The 22,809-nt window shown below is 70.9% G+C and carries 25 protein-coding genes; 21 read left to right on the top strand and 4 right to left on the bottom strand.

Features of this window, described 5'->3' with window-relative positions; genetic code table 11:
- Positions 1–3: 3 nt before the first annotated feature.
- Positions 4–456: a helix-turn-helix transcriptional regulator gene (locus AB0C73_RS02470; protein WP_362523650.1), complete on the bottom strand. Its 453-nt coding sequence runs from the start codon at positions 454–456 to the stop codon at positions 4–6.
- Positions 457–700: 244 nt separating this feature from the next.
- Between AB0C73_RS02470 and AB0C73_RS02465 the strand changes: the two genes are divergently transcribed.
- The 3 genes from AB0C73_RS02465 (at position 701) to AB0C73_RS02455 (ending at position 2,083) form a co-directional block, all read left to right on the top strand.
- The gene (locus tag AB0C73_RS02465) at positions 701–1,069 is read left to right on the top strand and encodes a WhiB family transcriptional regulator (protein WP_362523648.1); all 369 of its coding nucleotides are present in this window, start codon (positions 701–703) and stop codon (positions 1,067–1,069) included.
- A 100-nt stretch (positions 1,070–1,169) separates the two neighbouring features.
- A complete protein-coding gene (locus tag AB0C73_RS02460) occupies positions 1,170–1,874 on the top strand; it encodes a hypothetical protein (protein WP_362523879.1) in 705 nt (234 codons plus the stop codon).
- Positions 1,868–2,083, top strand: coding sequence for a hypothetical protein (locus tag AB0C73_RS02455; RefSeq protein ID WP_362523646.1), 216 nt, complete (start codon positions 1,868–1,870; stop codon positions 2,081–2,083). The genes AB0C73_RS02460 and AB0C73_RS02455 overlap by 7 nt, the downstream gene beginning before the upstream one ends.
- Before the next feature lie 55 nt (positions 2,084–2,138).
- Here the strand turns inward: AB0C73_RS02455 and AB0C73_RS02450 are convergent, their stop codons facing one another.
- A complete protein-coding gene (locus AB0C73_RS02450; protein WP_362523644.1) occupies positions 2,139–2,987 on the bottom strand; it encodes a hypothetical protein in 849 nt (282 codons plus the stop codon).
- A 320-nt stretch (positions 2,988–3,307) separates the two neighbouring features.
- Between AB0C73_RS02450 and AB0C73_RS02445 the strand changes: the two genes are divergently transcribed.
- The 4 genes from AB0C73_RS02445 to AB0C73_RS02430 all read left to right on the top strand — a co-directional run bounded on the left by AB0C73_RS02445 (position 3,308) and on the right by AB0C73_RS02430 (position 5,304).
- A complete protein-coding gene (locus tag AB0C73_RS02445) occupies positions 3,308–3,715 on the top strand; it encodes a hypothetical protein (RefSeq protein ID WP_362523642.1) in 408 nt (135 codons plus the stop codon).
- 157 nt (positions 3,716–3,872) lie between these two features.
- Entirely contained in the window at positions 3,873–4,481 is a 609-nt protein-coding gene (locus tag AB0C73_RS02440) for a phage tail protein (protein ID WP_362523640.1), read from the top strand.
- 95 nt (positions 4,482–4,576) lie between these two features.
- Positions 4,577–4,867 carry a hypothetical protein gene (locus AB0C73_RS02435; RefSeq protein ID WP_362523639.1) on the top strand — a complete coding sequence of 97 codons (291 nt, stop codon included), beginning with the start codon at positions 4,577–4,579 and terminating at the stop codon, positions 4,865–4,867.
- Between the two features lie 47 nt (positions 4,868–4,914).
- The gene (locus tag AB0C73_RS02430; protein ID WP_362523877.1) at positions 4,915–5,304 is read left to right on the top strand and encodes a hypothetical protein; all 390 of its coding nucleotides are present in this window, start codon (positions 4,915–4,917) and stop codon (positions 5,302–5,304) included.
- A gap of 46 nt (positions 5,305–5,350) precedes the next feature.
- On the opposite strand, the gene AB0C73_RS02425 is transcribed toward AB0C73_RS02430, so the two are convergent.
- Entirely contained in the window at positions 5,351–6,142 is a 792-nt protein-coding gene (locus AB0C73_RS02425) for a hypothetical protein (RefSeq protein WP_362523637.1), read from the bottom strand.
- 307 nt (positions 6,143–6,449) lie between these two features.
- Here AB0C73_RS02425 and AB0C73_RS02420 point away from each other — a divergent pair, with 307 nt between their 5' ends.
- The 14 genes from AB0C73_RS02420 to AB0C73_RS02355 all read left to right on the top strand — a co-directional run bounded on the left by AB0C73_RS02420 (position 6,450) and on the right by AB0C73_RS02355 (position 18,794).
- Entirely contained in the window at positions 6,450–6,662 is a 213-nt protein-coding gene (locus AB0C73_RS02420) for a hypothetical protein (RefSeq protein ID WP_362523635.1), read from the top strand.
- A gap of 98 nt (positions 6,663–6,760) precedes the next feature.
- Positions 6,761–7,888: a hypothetical protein gene (locus tag AB0C73_RS02415; protein ID WP_362523633.1), complete on the top strand. Its 1,128-nt coding sequence runs from the start codon at positions 6,761–6,763 to the stop codon at positions 7,886–7,888.
- 29 nt (positions 7,889–7,917) lie between these two features.
- Complete coding sequence (locus AB0C73_RS02410) at positions 7,918–9,120, top strand: phage tail protein (protein WP_362523631.1); 1,203 nt, start codon at positions 7,918–7,920, stop codon at positions 9,118–9,120.
- Positions 9,117–10,367 (top strand): tape-measure protein, encoded by a 1,251-nt coding sequence (locus AB0C73_RS02405; RefSeq protein WP_362523630.1) that lies wholly within the window; start codon positions 9,117–9,119, stop codon positions 10,365–10,367. Before AB0C73_RS02410 ends, AB0C73_RS02405 begins: the two co-directional genes overlap by 4 nt.
- Positions 10,368–10,406: 39 nt before the next feature.
- The gene (locus tag AB0C73_RS02400) at positions 10,407–11,330 is read left to right on the top strand and encodes a phage tail protein (protein ID WP_362523628.1); all 924 of its coding nucleotides are present in this window, start codon (positions 10,407–10,409) and stop codon (positions 11,328–11,330) included.
- A gap of 47 nt (positions 11,331–11,377) precedes the next feature.
- Positions 11,378–12,580, top strand: coding sequence for a hypothetical protein (locus AB0C73_RS02395; protein WP_362523627.1), 1,203 nt, complete (start codon positions 11,378–11,380; stop codon positions 12,578–12,580).
- A 79-nt stretch (positions 12,581–12,659) separates the two neighbouring features.
- Positions 12,660–13,850 (top strand): hypothetical protein, encoded by a 1,191-nt coding sequence (locus AB0C73_RS02390; protein WP_362523625.1) that lies wholly within the window; start codon positions 12,660–12,662, stop codon positions 13,848–13,850.
- A gap of 31 nt (positions 13,851–13,881) precedes the next feature.
- Positions 13,882–15,015 (top strand): hypothetical protein, encoded by a 1,134-nt coding sequence (locus AB0C73_RS02385; protein ID WP_362523624.1) that lies wholly within the window; start codon positions 13,882–13,884, stop codon positions 15,013–15,015.
- A 10-nt stretch (positions 15,016–15,025) separates the two neighbouring features.
- Positions 15,026–16,171 carry a hypothetical protein gene (locus AB0C73_RS02380; RefSeq protein ID WP_362523623.1) on the top strand — a complete coding sequence of 382 codons (1,146 nt, stop codon included), beginning with the start codon at positions 15,026–15,028 and terminating at the stop codon, positions 16,169–16,171.
- The gene (locus tag AB0C73_RS02375) at positions 16,171–16,743 is read left to right on the top strand and encodes a hypothetical protein (RefSeq protein WP_362523621.1); all 573 of its coding nucleotides are present in this window, start codon (positions 16,171–16,173) and stop codon (positions 16,741–16,743) included. Before AB0C73_RS02380 ends, AB0C73_RS02375 begins: the two co-directional genes overlap by 1 nt.
- 16 nt (positions 16,744–16,759) lie before the next feature.
- Entirely contained in the window at positions 16,760–17,155 is a 396-nt protein-coding gene (locus AB0C73_RS02370; RefSeq protein WP_362523619.1) for an ATP-binding protein, read from the top strand.
- A gap of 82 nt (positions 17,156–17,237) precedes the next feature.
- Positions 17,238–18,149 (top strand): peptidoglycan-binding protein, encoded by a 912-nt coding sequence (locus AB0C73_RS02365; protein ID WP_362523617.1) that lies wholly within the window; start codon positions 17,238–17,240, stop codon positions 18,147–18,149.
- Positions 18,150–18,307: 158 nt separating this feature from the next.
- Positions 18,308–18,544 carry a hypothetical protein gene (locus AB0C73_RS02360; protein ID WP_362523615.1) on the top strand — a complete coding sequence of 79 codons (237 nt, stop codon included), beginning with the start codon at positions 18,308–18,310 and terminating at the stop codon, positions 18,542–18,544.
- On the top strand, positions 18,531–18,794 hold the full coding sequence (locus AB0C73_RS02355; RefSeq protein WP_362523613.1) for a hypothetical protein: 264 nt from the start codon (positions 18,531–18,533) through the stop codon (positions 18,792–18,794). Before AB0C73_RS02360 ends, AB0C73_RS02355 begins: the two co-directional genes overlap by 14 nt.
- A 79-nt stretch (positions 18,795–18,873) precedes the next feature.
- Here the strand turns inward: AB0C73_RS02355 and AB0C73_RS02350 are convergent, their stop codons facing one another.
- The gene (locus AB0C73_RS02350) at positions 18,874–22,773 is read right to left on the bottom strand and encodes a DNA-directed RNA polymerase subunit beta' (protein WP_362523611.1); all 3,900 of its coding nucleotides are present in this window, start codon (positions 22,771–22,773) and stop codon (positions 18,874–18,876) included.
- Positions 22,774–22,809 lie beyond the last annotated feature (36 nt).

Raw genomic sequence — 22,809 nt, 5'->3', positions numbered from 1 at the left:
GGGTCAGTCCCGTGCCGCGCGGCGGGACTCGGACGCCGGGCGGGGGTCGCCGGCGGCCTCGGGCTCGGGCTCCAGGAACTGGTGGACGACCTTGACGAAGACGTCCATCCGCTCGTCGGGGACCCCGAGCCAGCGCGCGAAGTCCTCCATGGTCGGCTGCCAGTCGCCCGGCGGCAGCAGATCCGCCGCGAGCGGCAGCTCCTCCGGGGTCACCCGGCCGGACCGGATCAGCATGTCGCGGACGGAGACCCCGAGGAGCGGGGCGATCCTGCGCATGGTCTCCAGGTCGGGCATGCTCTGCCGCTGCAGCAGCCGGGTCACCGCCGCGCGGTGCACGCCGGCCTCGTCGGCGATCCGGGACTTCCCGCCGCCGCGCGGGCTGTCGATGTCGTAGCCGCGCGCGCGCATCAGGCCCTCGACCCAACCCGCGAACTCGTCGAGCCCTTGAGTGCTCATGTGTACCGCTCTCCCTCTTACTCCCCCACCCTTCGGGCCCCTTACTTTAGCGTGCTTGCGCGCACGGAATTACGTGCTTTCACGCACGCAATCGTGTCGAATCGGTGAAGGGGTCTCCACGAAGGTAGTTGCGAGCTCGCACGCAACATGTCTATGTTGCTGAGCGCCGCACTCGTCGGCCTCACGAGTCCCAAGGGCCCCACACGCCCCAGGGCAGGCGGGGCCCGGAACGTGGAGACCACCCTTGCACCAGCCCGACACCACCCCATGGCAGGCCGCCGCCGCGTGCGCCGGCCTCTCCCCGTCCGTCGTCTTCTCCCGGCGCGGCAAGGAGGCGGCCCCGGCCCTGCGTGCCTGCGCCGTCTGCCCCGTCAGCCGCGAGTGCGAGGCGGCGGTCGCCCCCGCCGAGAGCTGGTTCGACGGCGTCTGCGCGGGCCGGCTGTGGCGCAACGGGCGCCCGGTGAAGCCGCGCCGCCGCCGGGGCGAGGCCGTCGCCCCGGACGCGGCCGCCGCCCTCGACGCGGCCGTCGCTCTGGACGCGGCCGCCGCCACCCTCGTGCCCGCGCTCGCTCCCGCGCTCGCCGGGGCCACCGCCGGAGGCACCCGTGACTGAGCAGGCCGACGCGCCTCAGCGGGCCGAGCAGGCGCCCGCGGCCGGGGGCGGCACCGGAGAGAGCACCGGCACCGCCGTCGGCGCCGGCGCCGACGAGCGGGTGCTGCGCGACATCGTGCTCTGGGCCGCCTCCCTCGTACGCCAGTTCCCCGAGCTCGCGGAGGAGCTCGCGCCCGGCCGCAAGGCCCCCGCCGGCAGTGCGCCGCGCGCGCCGCACGCCGGGCGTGACGAGCTGATCCGCACCGAACGGCGCGAGGCGCTGTTCCTGGAGCAGCGGCACGGCCTGGTCGTGCCCGGCCACGGCGCCGCGCCGATCCGGCTGCACATCTCCGACGCGATCCGCGACATCACCGACGGCGTGGTGGAGCTGGAGGAGGCGGTCTGCGCGCGGCTCGGACTGCCGCGCCCGCGCCGGGCCGGGGTCGTCGAGCGGCTGCGCCGGGTCGTCGGGCTGCTCGACGCCATCGCCGCCCACCCCGTGCTCGCCCGGCACGTACGGGACGAGGTCCGCCGGATGGCCCGCCGCTGCGCGCGGACGCTCGGCGAGGCGGAGACGGTGGTCCGGGTGTCCGGCCGCTGCCCCTGGTGCGACTCGGTGTCGCTGCGGGCCTTCCCGGACCGGCGCGCGGTGCTGTGCGTGAACCCGGCGTGCGTGTGCACGGACACGGCCTGCGGCTGCCAGGACGACCCGGCCTACCGGCACCTGTGGCCGGAGGAGGAGTGGACGGAGCTCGCGGACGCGTCGGGGGCGCGTACGGAGGAGATCGAGGCGGCGATGGACGACACTACGGAGACCACATGCTGAGTTCGACCGCGCTGCCGCTGTCCCTGCCGGCGCTGATCCCGGGCCCGCTCGCCGCCGAGGAGGCGGGGGTCGCCCCGGCGACGATCCGCAAGTGGGTCCAGCTGGGCCATCTGCGGGCCGCGGGCAAGGCGGGCCGGGCGCAGCTGTTCCGCCTGGAGGACGTGTTCGCGGCGGAGCGGGCGGCGCGGCGGAGGCCTCGTACCGCCTGACGCGCTTCTTCTACGTACAGGGCCCCGTGTCTCATCGGAGACACGGGGCCCTTCGTCATGCCTTCAGGAAGTCCTTGAGGGACTCGGCCATCGCGGCGACGAAACGGTCCCGTACGTCCTCCGGCACGCGGTCGAGGGAGAGGTACGGGTTGAGGTCCTCCAGCTCCACCAGGAGCAGCTCGCCGTCGGGTGCGCGGCAGGCGTCGACGCGCTGGATGCCGTGGTCGAGGGTGTTCCAGGCGATGAAACGGCGGGCGAAGTCGAGGTCGGCCGCGGTGGGCTCGTACGGCTCCAGGACCCAGCGCCGCTCGGGGTCGGGGGCGTGGAGGGCGTACTGGAAGCGGTCGTCGACGAAGTAGAAGGAGACCTCGTAGCGGAAGTCGATCCGGGGCTGGACGAGGAGCCCGGCGCCCTCGGTGTAGTCGAGCCCGGCGAGTTCCTCGTACGGGAGGAAGCGCAGCCCTATGGAGTCGGCGCCGGCCTTGGGCTTGACCGCGTAGCTCTCGGCCTCGGGGAGCCGGTCGAGGTCGGCGGGGCGGTCGACGGTGGGGATGACGGGGAGTCCGGCGGCGGTGAGGTCGAGCAGGTACTGCTTGCCGGCCATGTCGCCGCGGCCGTGCAGCGGGTTGTAGACGCGGGTGCCGCGGGCGCGGGCCGCGGCGCGGAAGGCGTCGTAGGCCTCCTGGTAGTGCAGGACGGGCCCGCTGTTGCGGACGACGACGGCGTCGAAGGCGTCCATGAGGGCGGCGGCGTCGCGCGGGTGGCAGAGCGCGATGTCGAAGTGCTCGCGCAGCCGGGCGGTGAGGGCGATGTCCTCGTCGCAGTAGCGGCGCCCCTGGGCCGGGTAGGCGAGGTCGGTGACGTGGAGGAGACGAGGGCGGGCGGCGGGGCGGGCGGTGGTCACGGGCGGCTCCTCGGGCTCGGGGAGCCCCAACCTATCGGGCGGCGACCGCGCCCCGGAAGGGATCCGCCCAGGTCAGAGGGGGCGTGACAGCCCACCCGGTCAGGGATCTCCAAGTCGGCCACCGAACTAGTTGCGTGCGCGCACGCTCTCTGTCACAGTTGGTGCAGCGGCGGAGCTGTGCCCGCGAGACGGGCCGCAGTCTCCGCCGTCCGCCGTCCGGGAGTGCTCCGCGCCCCCGCCCCCCTTCCCCGCGTCGAGCACCCCGGGCGGCCCCCCGCACCACCCGCCCCGTCCCTGAGTCATCCCTGAGGAGCACCGTCATGACCACTCCCCCGAGTGCGTTCCCGGACGTCGAGAAGCTGGTCGTCGACGTCCTCAAGGCCGACCCGGCGCTCGCCGGCGTCACGGTCGCCGTCCAGGCGCCCACCGGTTTCGACGGCACACAGAACGCCGTCCTCGTGAACCGGCGCGGCGGCGCCTGGATCGGCGATCTGCACCTGGACAAGCCGCTGGTCGAGTTCGAGGTGTACGGCCCGACCAAGGAAGCGGCCCACGTCACCGCCAACGCGGCCCGCCGCGCGCTGCTCGCCACCATCGGCAAGCAGATCGGCGGATACCTCGTCAGCGACGTCGAGGAGCAGGACGGGCCCCGCTGGATGCCCGACTACCTCTACCGCGGCGCCAACCGCTACCTCAGCGTCATCGAGCTCTCCCTGAGCGTCTTCTAGATCTTCTGGACACCCGGGAACTCCCCCCGGCGCCCTCGGGCGCCCCACAGACCAGGCCTCGCCGGACCGTCCGGCGGGGCCTTTGCCGTACCCGGCCCCCGGAACCCTCCGGACCGGTGCGGTGCCCCCACCCCTCTCATCAAGGAGAAAACCCACCATGGCAGGAAACAACTCCGCCGAGATCCGCGTCGCCGGTACCGGCAAGCTCTACATCGGCAACGTCGGCGCCACCGCGCCGGTCTTCGGCACCGCGGAGCCGGCCGAGTCCGACTGGGGCACTGGCTGGACCAACCTCGGTTTCACGACGGGCGACGGCGTCACCTTCTCGAAGAAGGACAAGCTGGAGCCCATCGACTCCTGGCAGTCGGTCTCCCCGGTGCACTACATCTACTCGGCCCGTGACCTCTCGCTGAAGTTCTCCCTGCTCCAGTTCAACGAGGACACCCTGAAGCTCTTCATGGGCGGCGGCAAGGTCGAGGCGGACGGCACGCCGGCGGACTCCTACAAGTACGAGATCTCCGAGCGTCCGTTCGCGGACGTGCGCGCCCTCGGCCTGGAGTTCACCGACGCCAAGGCCGGCGCCACCGGCAACGTCGCGGTCACGTACCGCTTCATCATCCCGCGCGGCCAGGTGACCGCCACCGACGACATCAAGCTGGCCCGCAAGGCGGCGTCCACCCTGGGCATCACCTTCACCGCCATGTCGAACGGCGCCGGCCAGCCGCTGGCCACCTTCCACATGAAGGACACCAGCTACGCGGCCTGATCCACCCCTCGGGGCGGGACGGCGCACCGCCGTCCCGCCCCACCCCCTCCTCTCTTCACGCTTCTTCACGCTCTCGAACACAGGAGTAAGCAACCATGGCCCGTTTCGACGTCAACGCCGCTCGCGCCCAGCGACTGGAGGCCCACGGCCGCAGCTGGTCCTTCGAACTGGACGGCGAGTCCTACACGCTCCCCACCGAGCTGTCGCGCAAGACCGCGAAGGCGCTGCGCAAGCTCGACGACAACGACGTGGACGGGCTGCTCGCGCTCCTGATGGGTGAGGAGCAGTTCTCCCGCTTCGAGGAGCACGACCTCACGATGCAGGACATCGCCGCGATCCTGGAGGCCTACGGCCAGGAGACCGGGCTCGGCCTGGGGGAAGACTGAGCCTCGTCGAGTTCGTCGACGAACACGCCGAGGCCCTTGAGGCGGACCTGCTCCGCCATTACGGCGTCGATCTCCTCGACTGGTACCGCGGGGACCTCTCCAGCCGCCGGCTGACGGTCCTGGTCAAGCACCTTCCGCAGGACGGTGCCGTGCAGCGCGAGATCCACGGGGAGTCGGCGGAGTGGTCGCTCTCCGACCATCTGCTCGCCGCCGCGGTGGACCATCTGGCCGTCGCCAACTGGATGTTCCAGTGCGTCAACTCGGACGAGGACGGCGACCAGCCCGAGTTCCCGAAGCCGGTCCCGCGTCCGGGCGTCAAGGACGAGGACGAGGACGGCGAGGGGTCGAGGACGGGGCCGGGGTCGGGCGAGGGCTCCGCGTCGGGAGACGTCCCGGAGGCGATCTCCCCGCTCGCACTCGCCCAGTTCTTCGGCTGAGCCCTTCAGGTGATGCCGCCCCCACGGCCCCCGGAGCCCGTTCCCGTCAGGGAGCGGGCTCCGGGGGCGCTTCCTGTGCTCGCTCGGTGGCCAGCTCCTCCTCCAGGGCCCTGGCCCGTTCGGAGAGCCGGCGCGGGCGGGCGCTCGCGCGCGTGTCCTGCGCGGGCACGTTGGTGAGCGGGGGCACGATCGGGCGCCCGCCCTTGCCGCGGACCACCTTGCGCACGGGCTGGGCGTTCCGCCGGGCGACGCGGGTCTGGTCCGCCTCGGATTCGGGCTCGGGCTCGGGATCCGGTTCCGTCACGGACACGGGCTCGGGGCCGGGGCCGGGGTCGGGCTCGGGGTCGGGCTCGGGGTCGGGCTCGGGGTCGGGCTCGGCCGCCTCGTACGCCGGCTCGGGCCGCTGTTCGAACAGCTCGCGCTCGCGGCGCACCCGCTCCTCGGCCTGGACGACCACGGCCGGCGGTTCGAGCAGCCGGGCGAAGGGCAGCGGGATGACCCGGGCCCCGGCCCCCTCCTGGGCGTCGGTACGGCGCTGCGGGCGCCGGATTCCACGCGCGTCGCCCTGACCCTGGGCGTAGGCGTCGGCCACGCGTCTCTCGTACTCCCGCCGGATGCGCGGGAGTTCGTCGGCCACGGCCTCGGCCCAGCCGGCGGTGAAGGCGGCGGTCTCGCGCCGGTCCACCTCACCGCGGGGCATCACGACGAGATCCTCGGGGGCGTACCCGGAGACGTGGACGAGCTCGGCGAGCCGCGCGAAGAGATGGGGCAGGTCCGGATGGGACTCGAGCCAGTCGATGACTCGCTCCCGCCGGTTACCGCCCGGCTCCGTGTCCATGCGTCTGCACTGCCTTCCAAACCCCCTGGGGTTCCCCCGCGCGCCCCTCGCGCCCCGTCACTCCCCCGACTGTGTCAGGTCCGGGGAACGCGCCCTCCAGAGTACCCGGTCGAACACCAGCCCCGATCAAGGACCAACCCCGCCGGAACCCTGGCGAGAAGACACGCCGTCAGGGGTTTACGGCTCGACAAACCTCGAACAGGTGTTCCACAATCTGTTCGCACAGCAGTTCGATAACGTGGTGCCCCCGCCTCACTCCGCGGCGCCGCCACGCACGCACGGGCAAGCAACCGGAAGGCAGGCGTCCATGACCCAGCAGGCCGAGGCATCGCGACCGCAGATCCCGCTCCACGACCGCCTCGCCCAGCTCCTGGCCGGCCCCGTCGCGCTCGACAAGAGAGCGTTGCTCGGCACGCTGTACGCCGAGGTCAACCGCCGCGAGGCCGTCGCCTACGCGGCCGGCTGGAACGACGCGCTCGCGACGGCGCGGCGCGGCTCCCGCCGGGACGACGACGCCTAGCCGCCCGTACGCGCGCCCCCACGCACGAGCCCCTGCCGAGATCCCTGCGGCAGGGGCTTTTCGGCGCTTGGCCGTCACCGGCCGGAAGCGGAGTAGCCATGGGAAAGTCGATCGACGACCTCTCCACCGAGATCAGCCAGCTGAAGGACGTCCTCACCACCACGAACGCCGACAAGACCAACGGCGCCGAGGTCACCTACAAGGTCCCCCATCCCGACCAGGAGAAGCACAAAGGCGAGTTCGTCGACCAGACGGACCTCGTCTCGAAGCTCAAGGCGTCCCTGGTGGGCGCTGTCCCCAAGCTCCTCACCGAAGAAGCCGTAGCCGCATCGTCCTGGGTCAAGCAGATCGGCGAGAACAACGAAGAGCTCAAGAAGGACTCGATCACGGAGTGGGCCGAGACCGCCGGGCTCGGCGGCTTCGCCGCCACCTGGGAGAAGTTCAAGGAGGGCCAGAACTGGATCCCTTACGCCCTCAGCACCGTCGGGGGTCTCCTGGTCCCCGTGATCGGGCTCATGCTCCTGAACAACTTCACGAACATACAGCGAGGCCTCCAGAACCGGATCCTCGACGGGATGGCTGCCCGGTTCCCCAGCCTCGCCACTCGGCTCGGCGACCGGACCATCGCCATGAACGACGACGGCACGCGTCCCGCCCTGGTGGACCGCGGCCACCTCCAGACCCGCGAGGCGGGCGGCCTGGCCAACCTGGCCGACCCCCCGAACGCGGCGACCCTCACGCCCCTGCGCGAGGCGCTCGACGGCATCAACCAGAAGATCAAGGACTTCAACACCGAGGTCCGCAAGGTCCCGAACGCGCGGAGTCTCGACAAGACGGCGACCGCCATCGGGAAGATCAAGCTCGTCGTCTCGGACCTGAACGTCGAACAGGTCACGAACGCCGCCGAGGCGCTGAAGAAGTTCGCCCCGGAGAAGCTGCCGGACCCGGGCAAGCTCGTCAAGATCAACAAGGCCATGGACAAGGCCGACCCCACCCATATGAAGTCGGTCGCCGAGGCCACCGAGAAGCTCGTCGCCGCGCAGACACACCTCGAACCGCAGCGGTGGCACGACCTCCCGAAGGCCGGCACCCTCCGCTCCGCCGCCAAGGCCGCCGAGCGGCTCGCCGACGCAGGCCACGACGTCGCCGGCGCCTTCGACGCCCTCAAGACCGCGGCCCAGCAGGCCGCCGCCGTCATCGGCGCTCCCGCCGGCTCCGGAAGCTGACCCACCCACCCCCCGAAAGGAGGTAACCCATGTCTCTCAACAGTGCTCTGAAGGGCGCGTCCGACACCCTGCGCGGCCTCAAGACCCAGGCCTCCGGCGCCGCCGGTGACATCAAGAAGGTCGGCGACGCCGGCAAGTCCGCGTCCGGGCAGCTCAAGACGCTCAAGACCAACGCCCAGGGTTCCAACACCCAGCTCAAGAACCTCAAGACCGCCTCGGACAACGCCGAGAAGTCCATGACGAAGGCCGGCAAGACCGCCGAGTCGGCCGGCACGAAGATGGGCAAGTACGAGTCCGGTGCCGGCAAGGCGTCCAAGGGCCAGGACAAGCTCAACAAGTCGATGAAGGGCAATCTGCTCGCCCGGCTCCTCGAACTCTTCATGCCTCTCATCGAGAAGATCGTCGAGATGGCGATGCAGTCGAAGACGATGCAGAAGGTCCTGAAGAAGGCCTTCGACGCCATCAAGACCGTGATCAGCACCGTCATGAAGGCCGTCGGCCCGATCATGAAACAGGCCGGCGCCCTGATCAAGACGGTCTGGAACGGCATCAAGAAGGCCATCTCCACCGTCGTCAAGGCCGTCGCCACCGTCATCAAGACCTACGTCAACATCTGGAAGACCGTCATCACCACGGTGATGAAGGCCATCAAGACGGTCATCAGCGCCGTCTGGAACGGCATCAAGGCCGTGATCACCCCGGTGGTCGACTGGATCAAGTCCACGATCCCGAAGGCCTTCCAGGCCGTGAAGGACAAGATGTCGTCCATCTGGGGCGCCCTGAGCGGCATCGCGTCCCGGGCGTTCGACGGCATCAAGAGCGCCGTGTCCGGCCCGATCAACGCCGTCATCGGCCTCATCAACCGGATGATCGGCGCGGTCAACGGCGTCAAGGTCAGCGTGCCCGGCTGGGTGCCGCTCGTCGGCGGCAAGACCTTCGGCGTGCACATCCCGACCATCCCGATGCTCGCCACCGGCGGTGTCGTCATGCCGCGCAACGGCGGTGTCCCGGCGATCCTCGCCGAGGCCGGCGAGGCCGAGGCCGTGCTCCCGCTCTCCAAGCTGGACCGGCTGCTCGCCCTCACCGCCCGCCGCGCCCGTATGTCGGCGCAGCTGCAGGGCGGCCAGGGCACGGGCGCGGGCCTGCACATCGAGCACTACCACGCGGCCCGTCACAGCGACCCGCAGTCCACGGCCGACGCGCTGATGTACCTGGCGAAGGCGCGCGGATGAGTGCCGCCGTCGCCTTCCGCAACCCGTTCCAGGGCGCGGCACCGGTCCTGAGCACGCTGCGGCGGGGCGTCGGCGACGCGGCCGGCGCGCTGAAGCGGATCAAGGAGGACGCACAGCGGGCGTCCGGCAGCATGGACAGGCTGGCCGCCGGGCTCCGAACGGCGGGGAACTCCGTACGCACCCTCAAGGCCGGCGCGTCCGGCGCGGCCGGCACCCTGCGCCGGATCCAGCAGTCCAAGGCGGCGAACGGGTTCAAGAAGCTGGGCACCGCTGCGGGCAAGGCGGGGACCCTCGCCGCGGTACTCGGCGGCCCCGCCCTCGGCATGCTCGTGGAGATGCTGCTGCCGCTCCTCCCGTTCGCCGACACCGTCACCAAGCTGATGGACACCTACGGCACGGTGATGGAGATCGCCTCCGTCGCCATGACCGGCGTCAACCTCGCCATGCGGGGCAACCCGCTCGGCTTCATCGCCGGCATCCTCCTCCCCGTCGCCGCCTGGCTCATCGAGTACGCGGTGAACAGCGAGACCGGGCAGCGGATCATCCGGCAGGTCATGCAGCAGGTCCTCAAGGGCTTCCAGGCCGTCCTCACGTTCCTGATGCCGGTCCTGAAGCTCATCGGCACCCTGGTGGCGAACTACTTCAAGGCGTACCTGACCGTCTTCAAGACCTTCCTGAAGATCATCGGGGACGCCGTCAACGGCTTCTCCCACGTCCGGTCCATCGTCACCTCCGCCGTCAACGCCCTGCGCGGCATCGCCTCCAGTTCGATCAACGCGATCAGGAACGTCATCCAGCCGCTCCTGTCCCTGTTCACCGACAAGATCCCCGGCTTCTTCAGCCACGCCAAGGACGCGGTGGGCAACGCCCTGCACGGCATGGGCGAGCTCATCAAGGGCGCGCTGACCGCCGTCGTCGGGGTCGTCAAGGGGCCGATCGACGGGCTCATCGCCTTCGCCAACTGGATCATCGACGGGCTGAACAAGCTGAGCTTCGACTTCCTCGGCAAGCACTTCGGCGTCGACATCCCGAAGATCCCGATGCTCGCCGAGGGCGGTGTCGTCTTCCCGTACGCCGACCAGGCGCCCCGCATCGACCCGCTCTCCGCCCTGGAGGCCCGCCGGGTCCCGGCGGTCACCGAGGCGCCGCGGCCGCCGCACCGTATCCGGGACTTCCACGAGGACCCCGGCGCCGGCCCCCGGTCGACCGCCGAGGACCTGCTCTTCCTCGCCGGCGCCCACCGCTGACAACCCCTGACACTCACTCAGAAGTGAGGTGACGGCCCCATGGCCGAGACCACCACCGCATTCGCCGGAAACACCTTCACCGCCGACCTCGCGCCCGGCTCGCTGATCACCCAGGACGGGCAGATCCAGTGGGCCGGGCTGCTCATCGGGCCCGGCACGCCGTTCGCCGTCGACCGCACCGGCCTCCAGGGCTGGGAGGACCTGCCCGAGTACGACTCCTCCGACGCCGAGCGGCCCACCTCGCACGGCGCCTGGCCGGGCTCCCGCTACGCCAAGCCCCGCAAGGTCGGCGGCACGATCGTGCTGATGCCGGAGTACAACGGCGTCCCCGAGGCCCTGCGCGCCCTGCGCCAGGCCCTCGCGCTGCTCGACGAGGAGCGCTGGCTCACCGTCCGGCTGCACGGCGAACTCCTCGCCGTACGCGCCCGGATCGCCCAGCGGGTCGTCCCGGCCGACCAGGGCTTCGCCACCCAGGGCAGCTCGCGCATGTCCATCCAGTGGCTGGCCTCCGACCCGCGCCGCTACTCCGTCAACGAGCAGTCCGTCTCCACCGGCGCCCCGCAGCCCGAGAGCGGGCTGACCTGGCCGCTGACCTGGCCGCTCGACTGGGGGCAGGCCACCTCCACCGGCGACACCGTCGCCGAGAACACCGGCTCGGCGGCCACCCACCCGGTGATCGTCTTCCGCGGCCCGTGCTCCATGCCGAGCGTCACCGACCGGACCACCCGGCGCCGGCTGCGGTACGCGATCGACCTGGCCGCCGGCGACCAGCTGACCGTGGACACCGCCAACGGCACGGTGACGCTCAACAACACGGCCTCCCGCCGGCACACCGCGATGGCCGACTCCAGCCCGGAGGAGCTGTTCACGCTCGAACCCGGCCGCAGCGAGCTGTCCTTCCGCCCCGACTCGGCGGCCCCGGAAGCCGTGATGACCGTCCACTGGCGCAGCGCCGAGTGGTGACCCGGTAGCCGCCGTTCCCCTTCCCCTCCCACCGAGAGGCAAGAACCATGACCGTACGGGCCGCCTGGCTCCAGTCCACGGGCCAGACCCGCGAGGACACCCGCCTCACTCTCGCCGCCCTGCTCACCCCCAGTGGCCAGAGCGCAGAGGAGACCCCGCTGCGCTCCCGCCCGGGCATCCTGCCGGGCGGCTTCGTGCTCACCGGGTCCGCGCCGATGCAGTGCACGATCGGCACCGGCCGCGCCATCGTCCAGGGCAAGGACACCAACCAGGGCGCCTACCTGGTCGCCGCCGTCACGCCCGAGACCCTGACCTTCGAGGACGGCAACGCGCAGTACGACCGGATCGACCTGATCGAGCTGGTCGTCCTGGACGACCAGTACGACAGGACGGGCGTCACCGAGGCCGCGGTCCGCCTGGTCAAGGGCGTACCCGCGGCCGTGCCGGTGGCGCCGGCGAGCCCCGACGGCAGCACCCTGCCGCTCTACACCGTCACGGTGAAGAAGGGCACCTCCGCCGGCACCGGCGGCATCACCTGGACCGGGACCGACACCAAGGTGACGACTCAGCACTGGCCGGTCGTCGCGCTCGGCGGCATCCTCCCCACCAGCGGTTTCAAGGGCGCGTACGCCGGCCAGTACCGCGACGCCGGCAGCACGCTCCAGCGCTGGGACGGCACCGAATGGGTCTCGTACCCGAAGGCGCTCGGCGGCATCGCCCCCAGCGGAACGGCCGCCGGCGGCTACACCGGCCAGTACCGCGACAGCTCCGCGGGCCTCCAGCGCTGGGACGGCGCGGCCTGGCAGTACAACGAGGGCACGGCGAAGCTCCTGCTCGGCGTCACCCAGTACCTGTCCACCCAGCAGCAGAGCGTGTCGCCCAACACCTGGACCGCGATCACCATGCCGACGGTCGAGGTCGACGACTCCACCGGCTGGAACGGCACCAACACCTACACCGTCCCGCGCACCGGCTGGTGGCGCGTCGGCGGCCATGTCAGCTGGCAGAACGACGCCCAGACCGGCATGCGCGGCTCCCGCATCGTGGCCGGCGGTGTCGGCCAGGCCCGGATGACCTGGCTCACCCCGGCCGGCAACGGCGCCATCACCGTCGGCGGCCAGGGCCTGATCCGGCTCACCGCGGGCACCACGCTCCAGCTCCACGGCTACCAGTCGCACACCGCCGCCGTGAAGACGCTCGGCGGCTCCGGCTACGCCTGCGTGCTGACCGCCGAGTGGATCAAGGCCTGATCCGCCGGCCCGCCCGCCGGCCCGCCCCCGTGACCCGCCCCCTGACCCGCCCCTCCCGTACTCCCGAACGGAGAACCCCGTGAACCTGCGCAGCAGCTGGGTCGCCGAGACCGGCCAGACCCGCGAGGACACCCGCCTCACCCAGATCGGCGCGACCACCCCCGTCAACCCCGTCCAGGTCCGCTCGGGCATCCTGCCCGGCTCCTACGGCGGCCCGTACCGCCTGTCCGGCTTCTGGACGGAGGGCGGCACCGCCGCCATGTCGGTGACCGTCCACGAGGGCCGCGCCGTCGTCCAGGGCGACATCTCCCAGGGCGTCTACCCGGTCGCCCTCACCACCCCCGAGGTGCTGACCTTCGCCCCGGGCACCGACCAGCCCCGCATCGACCTGATCGTCATCAGGATCTACGACAGCCTCTACGACGGCCAGCTCCGCCAGGAGGCGAAGGTCGAGATCATCCAGGGCACCCCGGGCAGCCCGGACCGCCCGACGGTACCGCCGCGCTCCCTGCCCCTGTACGAGGTCACCGTCCCGGCCAACGCCAGTGCCGGCACCGGCGGCATCCCCTGGGCGAGCGCCCTGAAGGACCTGCGCACCCCGGTCGTCGCGATCGGCGGCATCCTGCCCGTGGAGGGCGAGGTCCTGCCGGGCGGCTACCCGGGCCAGTACCAGGACACCGCCAACAACCAGCTGCAGCGCTGGGACGGCGGCAAGTGGGTGTCCTACCCGGAGGCGCTCGGCGGCATCGTCCCGACCAGCGCCGGCAACGTGCCGGGCAGCTACACCGGCCAGTACCGGGACACGACCGGCGGCTCGCTCCAGCGCTGGGACGGCACCACCTGGAAGCCGGCCGTCCTGCCCGGGCCGTACTACACCGACACCTCCGACTACGGCGAGACCACGTCGAGCACGTACGTCAACCTCCTCACCGACGGGCCCGCGAACCCGCTCGCCCTCACCTTCACCGCCCCGGCGTCGAAGCAGGTCCTCCTCTCCTTCGGCGCCCGCATCAGGTCGCGCTCCGACCTCTACGCGTACATGGCGCTGAAGCTCACCCAGGGCACCACCGTGATCCAGGAGCCCAGCGACGAGGTCTCGCTGATCTGCGCGAGCGACAACCAGATCTCCACCGCCAGCGCGCGGCGCCTGTCGGGCCTGACCCCGGGCCTGAGCTACACGCTCACGGCCTACTACCGGATCGTCGCCAACACCGCCGGGGTCAAGGGCGGGTTCGACAACGTGTTCATCCGCGTCGACCCGCAGTACTGACCGGCCGCCCACCCCTCTGAGAGGAGACATCATGGTCCTGCGCAGCGGCTGGCTGCAGCCCACCGGCCAGACCCGGGTGACCACCCGCCTCACCGCCCTCGGCGCCACCACCCCCGTCGACCCGGTCGGCTCGCGCTCCGGCATCCTGCCGGGCTCGCCGAACGGCACGTACCGGGTGAGCGGCTACTCCCTGACCCCCATCGGTCCGATGACCGCGAACCTGTCCTACGGCCGCGCCGTCGTCCAGGGCCCGACCGGTCAGGGCGCGTACCCCGTGTGCATCGACGCGAACATGCCCCTCACCTTCGACGACGGCGACCCGTTCAACCCGCGCATCGACGTCGTCCTGCTGCGCGTGTACGACGCCGAGTTCGACGGCCAGAGCCTCAGCGAGGCCGCCGTCGAGATCATCAAGGGCGAGCCGAAGGCCGTGCCGACGCCGCCCGCGGTGACCGGCACCTCGCTGACGCTGTTCCACATCCTGGTGCCCGCCGGGGCCTCCGCCGGCGCCGGCGGCATCCCGTGGACGACCTCCCTCACCGACCTGCGCACCACGACCGTCGGCGTCGGCGGCATCCTGCCGGTCTACAACAACGCCACGGTGCCCGGCGCGTACCCCGGCCAGTACCAGGACGCCAACAACGCGCGCCAGCTCCAGCGCTGGGACGGCACCGACTGGGTCCCCTACCCCAAGGACGTCGGCGGCATCGCCCCCAGCGGATCCCTCTCCACCGGCAGCTACACCGGCCAGTACCGGGACAACTCCGGGGTCCTCCAGCGCTGGAACGGCACCGCCTGGGCCGACTACCAGCCGCCGGTGAAGGTGGAGACCACCACCACCGGCGTCGAGGCGATGGCCAACTGGTCCGTGGGCTACTTCTCCGCGCGCCGGACCCACGGGATCGTCACCTTCAACATCAACGCCAGCCGCACGGGCGCCGACGTCACGGCCTCCACCGCCGGCAACATCAACGACGAGCTCCTGTGCACCCTGCCCGCCGGATGGCGCCCCACGCTCAACTTCGAGGCCTCGGCCAGCGACGGCTACGGCCACGGCAGCGCCGTGATCCTGACGAGCGGCGAGGTCACGCTGCGCACCTGGTCCCCCAACGGTGTGCTGACCGCGGGGCGCAGCATCCGCATCACCGCCACCTACGTCCAGTGAGGGCCGCCGCATGAGCCTCGACACGCCCTACCGGGCCATCTTCTGCGATCTGCTCACCGACCAGACCCTCGACATCCTGCCGCTGCGGGATGTCTCCATCGACGACTACATCGGCAAGTCCGGCTCGCTCTCCGGCACCATCCCGATCCCCAACCAGGAGATCGCCGACCGGGTCAAGAAGGTCCGCGAGGGCCGCACCGCGGTCTATCTGGAGCGCGGCGGCGACCTGTGGTGGGGCGGCATCGTCTGGACCACGACGCTGCAGTCCAGCGGCCGCGGGGTGCTGACCCTCGGCGTGCAGGCCGCGACCTTCGACTCGTACGCGAGCCGGCGCCGCATCCGTACCGACATCTCGTTCACCACCCCGACCGACCAGCTGGACATCGCGCGCCGCCTGTGGGCCGAGCTCGACCTCCAGGACGACCCCACCGTCCCCCCGACGGAGGGCAGGGAGCCGCGCCGCCTCGGGATCAGCTTCGGCACCGAGCAGTCCCCCAAGGACACCCCCCTGCGGACCGCGTCCTGGCGCAAGGGCGACGAGACCGTCTACCTGGAGGCGCTCGACCAGCTCGCCGCTCTGGAGAAGGGCTTCGAGCACCAGTTCCTGGTCTACCGCGACCCGAACGACGGGCGGCGGGTCCGGCAGCTCCGGCTCGGCTCCCCGAAGATCGTCAACGGTGCGACCGACCTGGTCTTCGACCGGCCCGGCTCCATCCTGTCGTACTCCTTCCCGTACGACGCCACCCGCGGCGGCACCACCGCCGTGGCCCGCGGCGCCTCGGTCAACTCCAACGCGGGCGAGGAGTCGCGGCCGATCTCCTCCACCCAGCAGTACGCGAGCGATCTGCTCGTGGACGGCTGGCCGCTGATCGACCTCTCCTCGGACCACAACGAGGTCACCGACACCCTGACGCTCGACTCGCTGGCCACGCGGGAGCTCGACGAGGCCCGCGGCACGGTCGTGATCCCGGCGATCAGCATCCACCTCGGCGGGATCGTCCCGCCCGCGCTCCTCGGCCGCATGGCCCGCATCCGCATCCGGGACGAGTGGTTCTCACAGGGCCTCGACACCCGCTACCGCATCATCGGCGTCAAGGTCACTCCCCCGGAGCGCGGCCGCCCCGACACCGCCGAGCTCTACCTTGAGGAGGCCTGATGCCCAAGCTGCCCGAGGACATCATCGACCGGCTCAACCAGATGGAACGCCGGCTCAAGGCCCTGTCCACGGCCGTCAACACCCGCCCCGCCGTCAGCGAGATCCGGCCCACCGCGCCGACCGGCAGCGTCACCGTCACCAAGCCGCTGTTCCGCATCTTCGACGGCTACGACCACGAGATCTTCGCCGACGACATCCTCACCGGCGGACTCGCCCGGCCCTGGCTGCACCTGATGCCGCCGGTGCCGACCGACGTCACCAAGTGGCCCTCCACCACCAGCGCCACCTTCGTCACCATCGCCCGCTGCTTCAACCCGGTCTGGCAGCCGAAGCTGCGCCTGTCCGTCAACACGGCGGCGTCCAGCGGTGCCACCGGCCAGGTGCGGGTGATGGTCGACGACGTCCAGTTCGGGCCGACCGTCACCGCCGGCTCGACCTTCGACCACCTCAACCTGCTGCCGGGCGACATGAAGACCAAGTTCGGCACCACGATGAAGATCGAGATCCAGGCGCTCGCCGGCGGCGGCACGGTCTACGCCCAGCCCGTCCTCATCTACGGCACCCAGACCTGACCGAGGAGCACACAGCATGAACATCGACCCCACCCAGCCCTGGGGCGTGGCCATCGACTACGCGGGCCGCGCCACCGTCACCGAGAACGGGCACACCGTCCTCGTCCGGGTCTTCGACAACACCCTCGGCGGCATCCTGGAGCGGGACCCGGTCACGGGCCAGTACCCGGCGGTGAACGTCTCCGCGCAGTTGGCCGAGAGTGGTACGGGCGACGTGGTCCTGCGCGGCTCCGGCCTGATCGCGGTGCCGGGCCAGGGCGGCCTGCCGGTCGTCCCCGACGCGACCGCCGTGCAGCGGGCGGTGGCCGCCGCCCTCGCCGACTTCGAGACCCGCCGGCTCGCGTACGCCGCGCTGTGCGCCGCGCAGGCCCCGGTCGCCCCGGAGAACCCGGAGCCGGCCCCCGCCCCGTAAGCCCGCTTCCGTCCCGTACGCCCCGCGCCGACGAACCGGCCGGGGTTTTTCCATGCCCGGAATCCCTTCCCGGAGGTCACAGATGGCAGCCCCCCTCTCCGCGGACCGGTTCGTCGCCGCGCTCCGCGCCGAAGGCGTCACCGTCGTCGAGCACGACGGCTGGCGCACCCACAACCGCAACCAGGTCGGCGCCTGGGGCCCGGTCAGCGGCGTGATGATCCACCACACCGTCTCGTCCGGCACGGCCTCCTCGGTCGCGCTCTGCTACGACGGCTACGCCGGCCTGCCCGGCCCGCTGTGCCACGGCGTCATCGCCAAGGACGGCAGCGTGCACCTGATCGCCTCCGGCCGCGCCAACCACGCGGGCGGCGGCGACCCGTCCGTCCTCCAGGCCGTCGTCAGCGAGACCTACGGGGTACGGCCGCCGGTGCCGCGCGAGCACCAGGGCAGCGCGGGCGCCGTCGACGGCAACTCCCGCTTCTACGGCTTCGAGTGCATCAACCTCGGCAACGGCACCGACCCCTGGCCGGCCGAACAGCTCGATGCCATCGAGCGGGTGTCGGCGGCGCTCTGCCGCGCCCACGGCTGGGGCGCCAAGTCCGTCATCGGCCACTCCGAGTGGTCCGACTGGAAGAACGACCCGCGCGGCTTCGGCATGCCGGGCATGCGCGACCGGGTGCAGGCCCGCCTCGGCAAGGCCCCGGCGGCCCGGCCCACCGCGCCCGCGAAGCCGGCCCCGCCGCGCTACCAGCCCTTCCCGGGCACCTCCTTCTTCCGCACCGCCCCCAGCTCCCCCATCGTCACGGCGATGGGCCGCCGCCTGGTCGCCGAGGGCTGCGGCCGCTACCAGATCGGCCCCAGCCCCCGCTGGTCCGAGGCCGACCGCCAGTCCTACGCCGCCTGGCAGCGCAAGCTCGGCTTCTCGGGCTCGGACGCCGACGGCTGGCCGGGCGCCACGTCCTGGAACGCCCTGAAGGTCCCGTACGTGAAGTAGCCCCCGGCGGTACGAAGGCGGGCGGCGGGCTGAACCGCCTCCGGCTCGGAGGGCTCCACCGACCGGCGCGTCGGCGCACGGCCAGGCCCCGTACCGCAGCGGGCCCCGCCCCCGCCCCGTACCCCCTCCTCCCCCACCCCCACGCAAGGAGAACCACCATGTCCGAAGCCGCCAAGCGCACGGTCCGCACCGTGCTGCAGACCGCGGTCGGCATCGCCGTCGTCCTGCCCGCGCTCGTCGACGCGGCCGGGCTTCCCGAGACCCTGCCGTGGGTCGCCGGGGGGCTCGCCGTGGCCGGGGCGCTCACCCGGGTCATGGCCGTGCCCGCCGTCCAGCTCCTGCTGCCCTCCTGGCTGCGCACCACCCAGGAGGCGGCGGCCGATGACCGAGTCTGACCCGAACGACCCGGTCGCCGTCGCCCTGGAACTGGAGCGGCTGCGCGGCACCCTGGAGGCCGGCTTCGCGCGGGTCGACGGCTCGCTCGCCCTGCTCGTACAGCGCAGCGACCAGACCGACAAGCAGCTGGCCGACCACGAGGCCCGGCTCGACGCGCTCGAACGGGCGCGCTGGCCGCTCGCCAGCATCGGCGCCCTCGCGGCGGTGGCGACGCTCGCCGTCGCCGCCTGGGAGCTCACAGCAAGGTAGGCGACGCCGAGAAACGCCGAAGGGCGGCACCCCGTGGCCGGGGTGCCGCCCTTCATTTCGCGTTACCGCTCACTGCGCCTTACTGGTTGTACGGACCGTAGTCGTAGTCCTCCAGCGGAACGGCCTGGCCGGAGCCCGTGCCGAACGGCGAGTAGTCGATGTCGTCGTAGCCGACGGCCGAGTACATCGCGGCCTTGGCCTCCTCGGTCGGCTCGACCCGGATGTTGCGGTAGCGGGACAGACCCGTACCGGCCGGGATGAGCTTACCGATGATGACGTTCTCCTTGAGGCCGATGAGGCTGTCGGACTTGGCGTTGATCGCCGCATCCGTCAGGACTCGGGTCGTCTCCTGGAAGGAGGCGGCCGACAGCCAGGACTCCGTCGCCAGCGAGGCCTTGGTGATACCCATCAGCTGCGGACGGCCGGAGGCCGGGTGGCCGCCTTCCTGCACCACACGACGGTTCTCGGTCTCGAACTTCGAGCGCTCGACGAGCTCGCCCGGCAGCAGCTCCGCGTCGCCGGACTCGATGATCGTCACACGGCGCAGCATCTGCCGGATGATGATCTCGATGTGCTTGTCGTGGATCGACACGCCCTGCGAGTTGTAGACCTTCTGGACCTCGCCGACCAGGTGGACCTGGACGGCACGCTGGCCGAGGATGCGCAGCACGTCGTGCGGGTTGGTGGCACCCACGGTGAGCTTCTGGCCCACCTCGACGTGGTCGCCCTCGCCCACGAGCAGACGGGCACGCTTCGAGATCGGGAACGCCGTCTCGTCGGTGCCGTCGTCCGGGGTGACGACGATCTTCTTGGTCTTCTCGGTCTCCTCGATGCGGACGCGACCGGCCGCCTCGGAGATCGGGGCGACACCCTTGGGCTGACGCGCCTCGAAGAGCTCGACGACACGCGGCAGACCCTGGGTGATGTCGTCACCGGCCACACCACCGGTGTGGAAGGTACGCATCGTCAGCTGGGTACCGGGCTCACCGATGGACTGGGCGGCGATGATGCCGACCGCCTCACCGATGTCGACCGTCTTGCCGGTGGCCAGGGAGCGGCCGTAGCAGAAGGCACAGGTGCCGACGGCGGACTCACAGGTCAGGACCGAACGGGTCTTGACCTCCTCGACGCCCGCCTTGACCAGGGCGTCGATGAGCACGTCACCCAGGTCGACGTTGGCCGGCGCGATGACCTTGCCGTCCACGACGACGTCCTCGGCGAGCATCCGCGCGTACACGGAGGTCTCGACGTCGTCGGCCTTGCGCAGCACGCCGGCCTCGTCCTTGGCCGCGATCCGCAGCTTCAGACCGCGGTCGGTGCCACAGTCCTCCTCGCGGATGATCACGTCCTGCGAGACGTCCACCAGACGACGGGTCAGGTAACCCGAGTCGGCGGTACGCAGGGCGGTGTCGGCGAGACCCTTACGGGCACCGTGGGTCGAGATGAAGTACTCGAGAACGGTGAGGCCCTCACGGAAGGACGCCTTGATCGGACGCGGGATGGTCTCGTTCTTGGCGTTCGACACCAGACCACGCATACCGGCGATCTGCCGCATCTGCATCATGTTTCCTCGGGCACCCGAGTCAACCATCATGAAGATGGGGTTCGTCTTGGGGAAGTTCGCGTTCATCGCCTCGGCGACCTCGTTGGTCGCCTTGGTCCAGATCGCGATGAGCTCCTGAGTGCGCTCTTCCTTGGTGATCAGACCGCGCTCGTACTGCTTCTGGACCTTCTCGTCCTGCGCCTCGTAACCGGCGACGATCTCCTTCTTCGCCGCGGGAACGACGACGTCGGAGATGGCCACGGTGACGCCGGAACGGGTCGCCCAGTAGAAGCCGGCCGCCTTCAGGTTGTCGAGCGTCGCCGCCACGATGACCTTGGGGTAGCGCTCGGCGAGGTCGTTGACGATCTCGGAGAGCTGCTTCTTGCCGACGGAGTAGTCGACGAACGGGTAGTCCTCGGGCAGCAGCTCGTTGAAGAGCGCACGGCCCAGGGTCGTCCGCAGCCGGAACGAGTCACCCTGCTGCCACTCCGGCTCGCCCTCCTCCGCGACCGGGGGAACCCAGCCGCGCGGCGGGACGGTGCCGATCGGGAAGCGGATGTCGACCGGCGACTGCAGCGCCAGCTCGCCGCCGTCGAAGGCCATGGTCGCCTCGGCCGTGGAGCCGAACGCGCGGCCCTCGCCCTTGGTGTCCCGCAGCTCGCCGTCGGTGGTGAGGAAGAACAGACCGAGGACCATGTCCTGGGTCGGCATCGTCACCGGGCGGCCGTCGGCCGGCTTGAGGATGTTGTTCGAGGACAGCATCAGGATGCGGGCCTCGGCCTGCGCCTCCGCGGAGAGCGGCAGGTGGACGGCCATCTGGTCACCGTCGAAGTCCGCGTTGAACGCGGTGCAGACGAGCGGGTGGATCTGGATGGCCTTGCCCTCGACCAGCTGCGGCTCGAAGGCCTGGATGCCGAGGCGGTGCAGCGTGGGCGCACGGTTCAGCAGAACCGGGTGCTCGGCGATGACCTCTTCGAGGACGTCGTACACGACCGTGCGGCCGCGCTCGACCATCCGCTTGGCCGACTTGATGTTCTGCGCGTGGTTCAGGTCGACCAGGCGCTTCATCACGAACGGCTTGAAGAGCTCGAGCGCCATGGCCTTCGGCAGACCGCACTGGTGCAGCTTGAGCTGCGGGCCGACGACGATGACGGAACGCGCCGAGTAGTCGACACGCTTGCCGAGCAGGTTCTGACGGAAACGACCCTGCTTACCCTTCAGCATGTCGCTGAGGGACTTCAGCGGACGGTTGCCGGGGCCCGTCACCGGGCGACCACGACGGCCGTTGTCGAAGAGGGCGTCGACCGCCTCCTGGAGCATCCGCTTCTCGTTGTTCACGATGATCTCGGGGGCACCGAGGTCGAGCAGACGCTTCAGACGGTTGTTGCGGTTGATCACACGGCGGTACAGGTCGTTGAGGTCGGAGGTCGCGAAGCGGCCACCGTCGAGCTGCACCATCGGACGCAGGTCCGGCGGGATCACCGGCACGCAGTCGAGCACCATGCCGTTGGGCTTGTTGCTGGTCTGCAGGAACGCGGAGACGACCTTGAGGCGCTTGAGCGCACGGGTCTTCTTCTGGCCCTTGCCGGTACGGATGATCTCGCGGAGGCGCTCGGCCTCCTCCTCCAGGTCGAAGGACTCCAGGCGCTTCTGCAGCGCCGCGGCACCCATCGAACCGTCGAAGTACGTGCCGAAGCGGTCACGCAGCTCGCGGTAGAGGAGCTCGTCGCCCTCCAGGTCCTGGACCTTGAGGTTCTTGAAGCGGCTCCACACCTCGTCGAGGCGGTCGATCTCGCGCTGGGCGCGGTCACGGAGCTGCTTCATCTCGCGCTCGGCACCCTCGCGCACCTTGCGGCGCACGTCGGCCTTGGCGCCCTCGGCCTCCAGCTCGGCGAGGTCGCCCTCGAGCTTCTTGGCCCGGTTCTCCAGGTCGGAGTCGCGGCGGTTCTCGATCTGCTGACGCTCCACGGAGACGTGCGCCTCCAGGGAGGGCAGGTCGCGGGTGCGGCGCTCCTCGTCGACGAACGTGATCATGTACGCCGCGAAGTAGATGACCTTCTCCAGGTCCTTCGGGGCGAGGTCGAGCAGGTAGCCAAGACGCGACGGAACGCCCTTGAAGTACCAGATGTGGGTGACGGGAGCGGCCAGCTCGATGTGGCCCATCCGCTCACGGCGCACCTTGGCGCGGGTGACCTCGACGCCACACCGCTCGCAGATGATGCCCTTGAAGCGGACACGCTTGTACTTGCCGCAGTAGCACTCCCAGTCCCGGGTCGGACCGAAGATCTTCTCGCAGAAGAGTCCGTCCTTCTCGGGCTTCAGGGTGCGGTAGTTGATCGTCTCCGGCTTCTTGACCTCGCCGTGGCTCCACTGACGGATGTCGTCAGCGGTGGCCAGACCGATCCGGAGCTCGTCGAAGAAGTTGACGTCGAGCACTATGCGTCAATCCCTCTCAGGGTTGTAAGGCTGTGG

Origin of the sequence: Streptomyces sp. NPDC048623, assembly GCF_040650755.1 — a bacterium.
GTDB lineage: Bacteria > Actinomycetota > Actinomycetes > Streptomycetales > Streptomycetaceae > Streptomyces.
This window is presented reverse-complemented; position numbering and strand designations above follow the sequence as displayed.

Excerpts from the sequence above, each read along its gene's own strand:
- AB0C73_RS02470 (WP_362523650.1), bottom strand. The coding sequence starts at position 456 with ATGAGCACTCAAGGGCTCGACGAGTTCGCGGGTTGGGTCGAGGGCCTG.
- AB0C73_RS02455 (WP_362523646.1), top strand. The coding sequence starts at position 1,868 with ATGCTGAGTTCGACCGCGCTGCCGCTGTCCCTGCCGGCGCTGATCCCG.
- AB0C73_RS02445 (WP_362523642.1), top strand. The coding sequence starts at position 3,308 with ATGACCACTCCCCCGAGTGCGTTCCCGGACGTCGAGAAGCTGGTCGTC.
- AB0C73_RS02440 (WP_362523640.1), top strand. The coding sequence starts at position 3,873 with ATGGCAGGAAACAACTCCGCCGAGATCCGCGTCGCCGGTACCGGCAAG.
- AB0C73_RS02435 (WP_362523639.1), top strand. The coding sequence starts at position 4,577 with ATGGCCCGTTTCGACGTCAACGCCGCTCGCGCCCAGCGACTGGAGGCC.
- AB0C73_RS02425 (WP_362523637.1), bottom strand. The coding sequence starts at position 6,142 with ATGGACACGGAGCCGGGCGGTAACCGGCGGGAGCGAGTCATCGACTGG.
- AB0C73_RS02420 (WP_362523635.1), top strand. The coding sequence starts at position 6,450 with ATGACCCAGCAGGCCGAGGCATCGCGACCGCAGATCCCGCTCCACGAC.
- AB0C73_RS02415 (WP_362523633.1), top strand. The coding sequence starts at position 6,761 with ATGGGAAAGTCGATCGACGACCTCTCCACCGAGATCAGCCAGCTGAAG.
- AB0C73_RS02410 (WP_362523631.1), top strand. The coding sequence starts at position 7,918 with ATGTCTCTCAACAGTGCTCTGAAGGGCGCGTCCGACACCCTGCGCGGC.
- AB0C73_RS02405 (WP_362523630.1), top strand. The coding sequence starts at position 9,117 with ATGAGTGCCGCCGTCGCCTTCCGCAACCCGTTCCAGGGCGCGGCACCG.
- AB0C73_RS02400 (WP_362523628.1), top strand. The coding sequence starts at position 10,407 with ATGGCCGAGACCACCACCGCATTCGCCGGAAACACCTTCACCGCCGAC.
- AB0C73_RS02395 (WP_362523627.1), top strand. The coding sequence starts at position 11,378 with ATGACCGTACGGGCCGCCTGGCTCCAGTCCACGGGCCAGACCCGCGAG.
- AB0C73_RS02385 (WP_362523624.1), top strand. The coding sequence starts at position 13,882 with ATGGTCCTGCGCAGCGGCTGGCTGCAGCCCACCGGCCAGACCCGGGTG.
- AB0C73_RS02380 (WP_362523623.1), top strand. The coding sequence starts at position 15,026 with ATGAGCCTCGACACGCCCTACCGGGCCATCTTCTGCGATCTGCTCACC.
- AB0C73_RS02375 (WP_362523621.1), top strand. The coding sequence starts at position 16,171 with ATGCCCAAGCTGCCCGAGGACATCATCGACCGGCTCAACCAGATGGAA.
- AB0C73_RS02370 (WP_362523619.1), top strand. The coding sequence starts at position 16,760 with ATGAACATCGACCCCACCCAGCCCTGGGGCGTGGCCATCGACTACGCG.
- AB0C73_RS02365 (WP_362523617.1), top strand. The coding sequence starts at position 17,238 with ATGGCAGCCCCCCTCTCCGCGGACCGGTTCGTCGCCGCGCTCCGCGCC.
- AB0C73_RS02360 (WP_362523615.1), top strand. The coding sequence starts at position 18,308 with ATGTCCGAAGCCGCCAAGCGCACGGTCCGCACCGTGCTGCAGACCGCG.
- AB0C73_RS02355 (WP_362523613.1), top strand. The coding sequence starts at position 18,531 with ATGACCGAGTCTGACCCGAACGACCCGGTCGCCGTCGCCCTGGAACTG.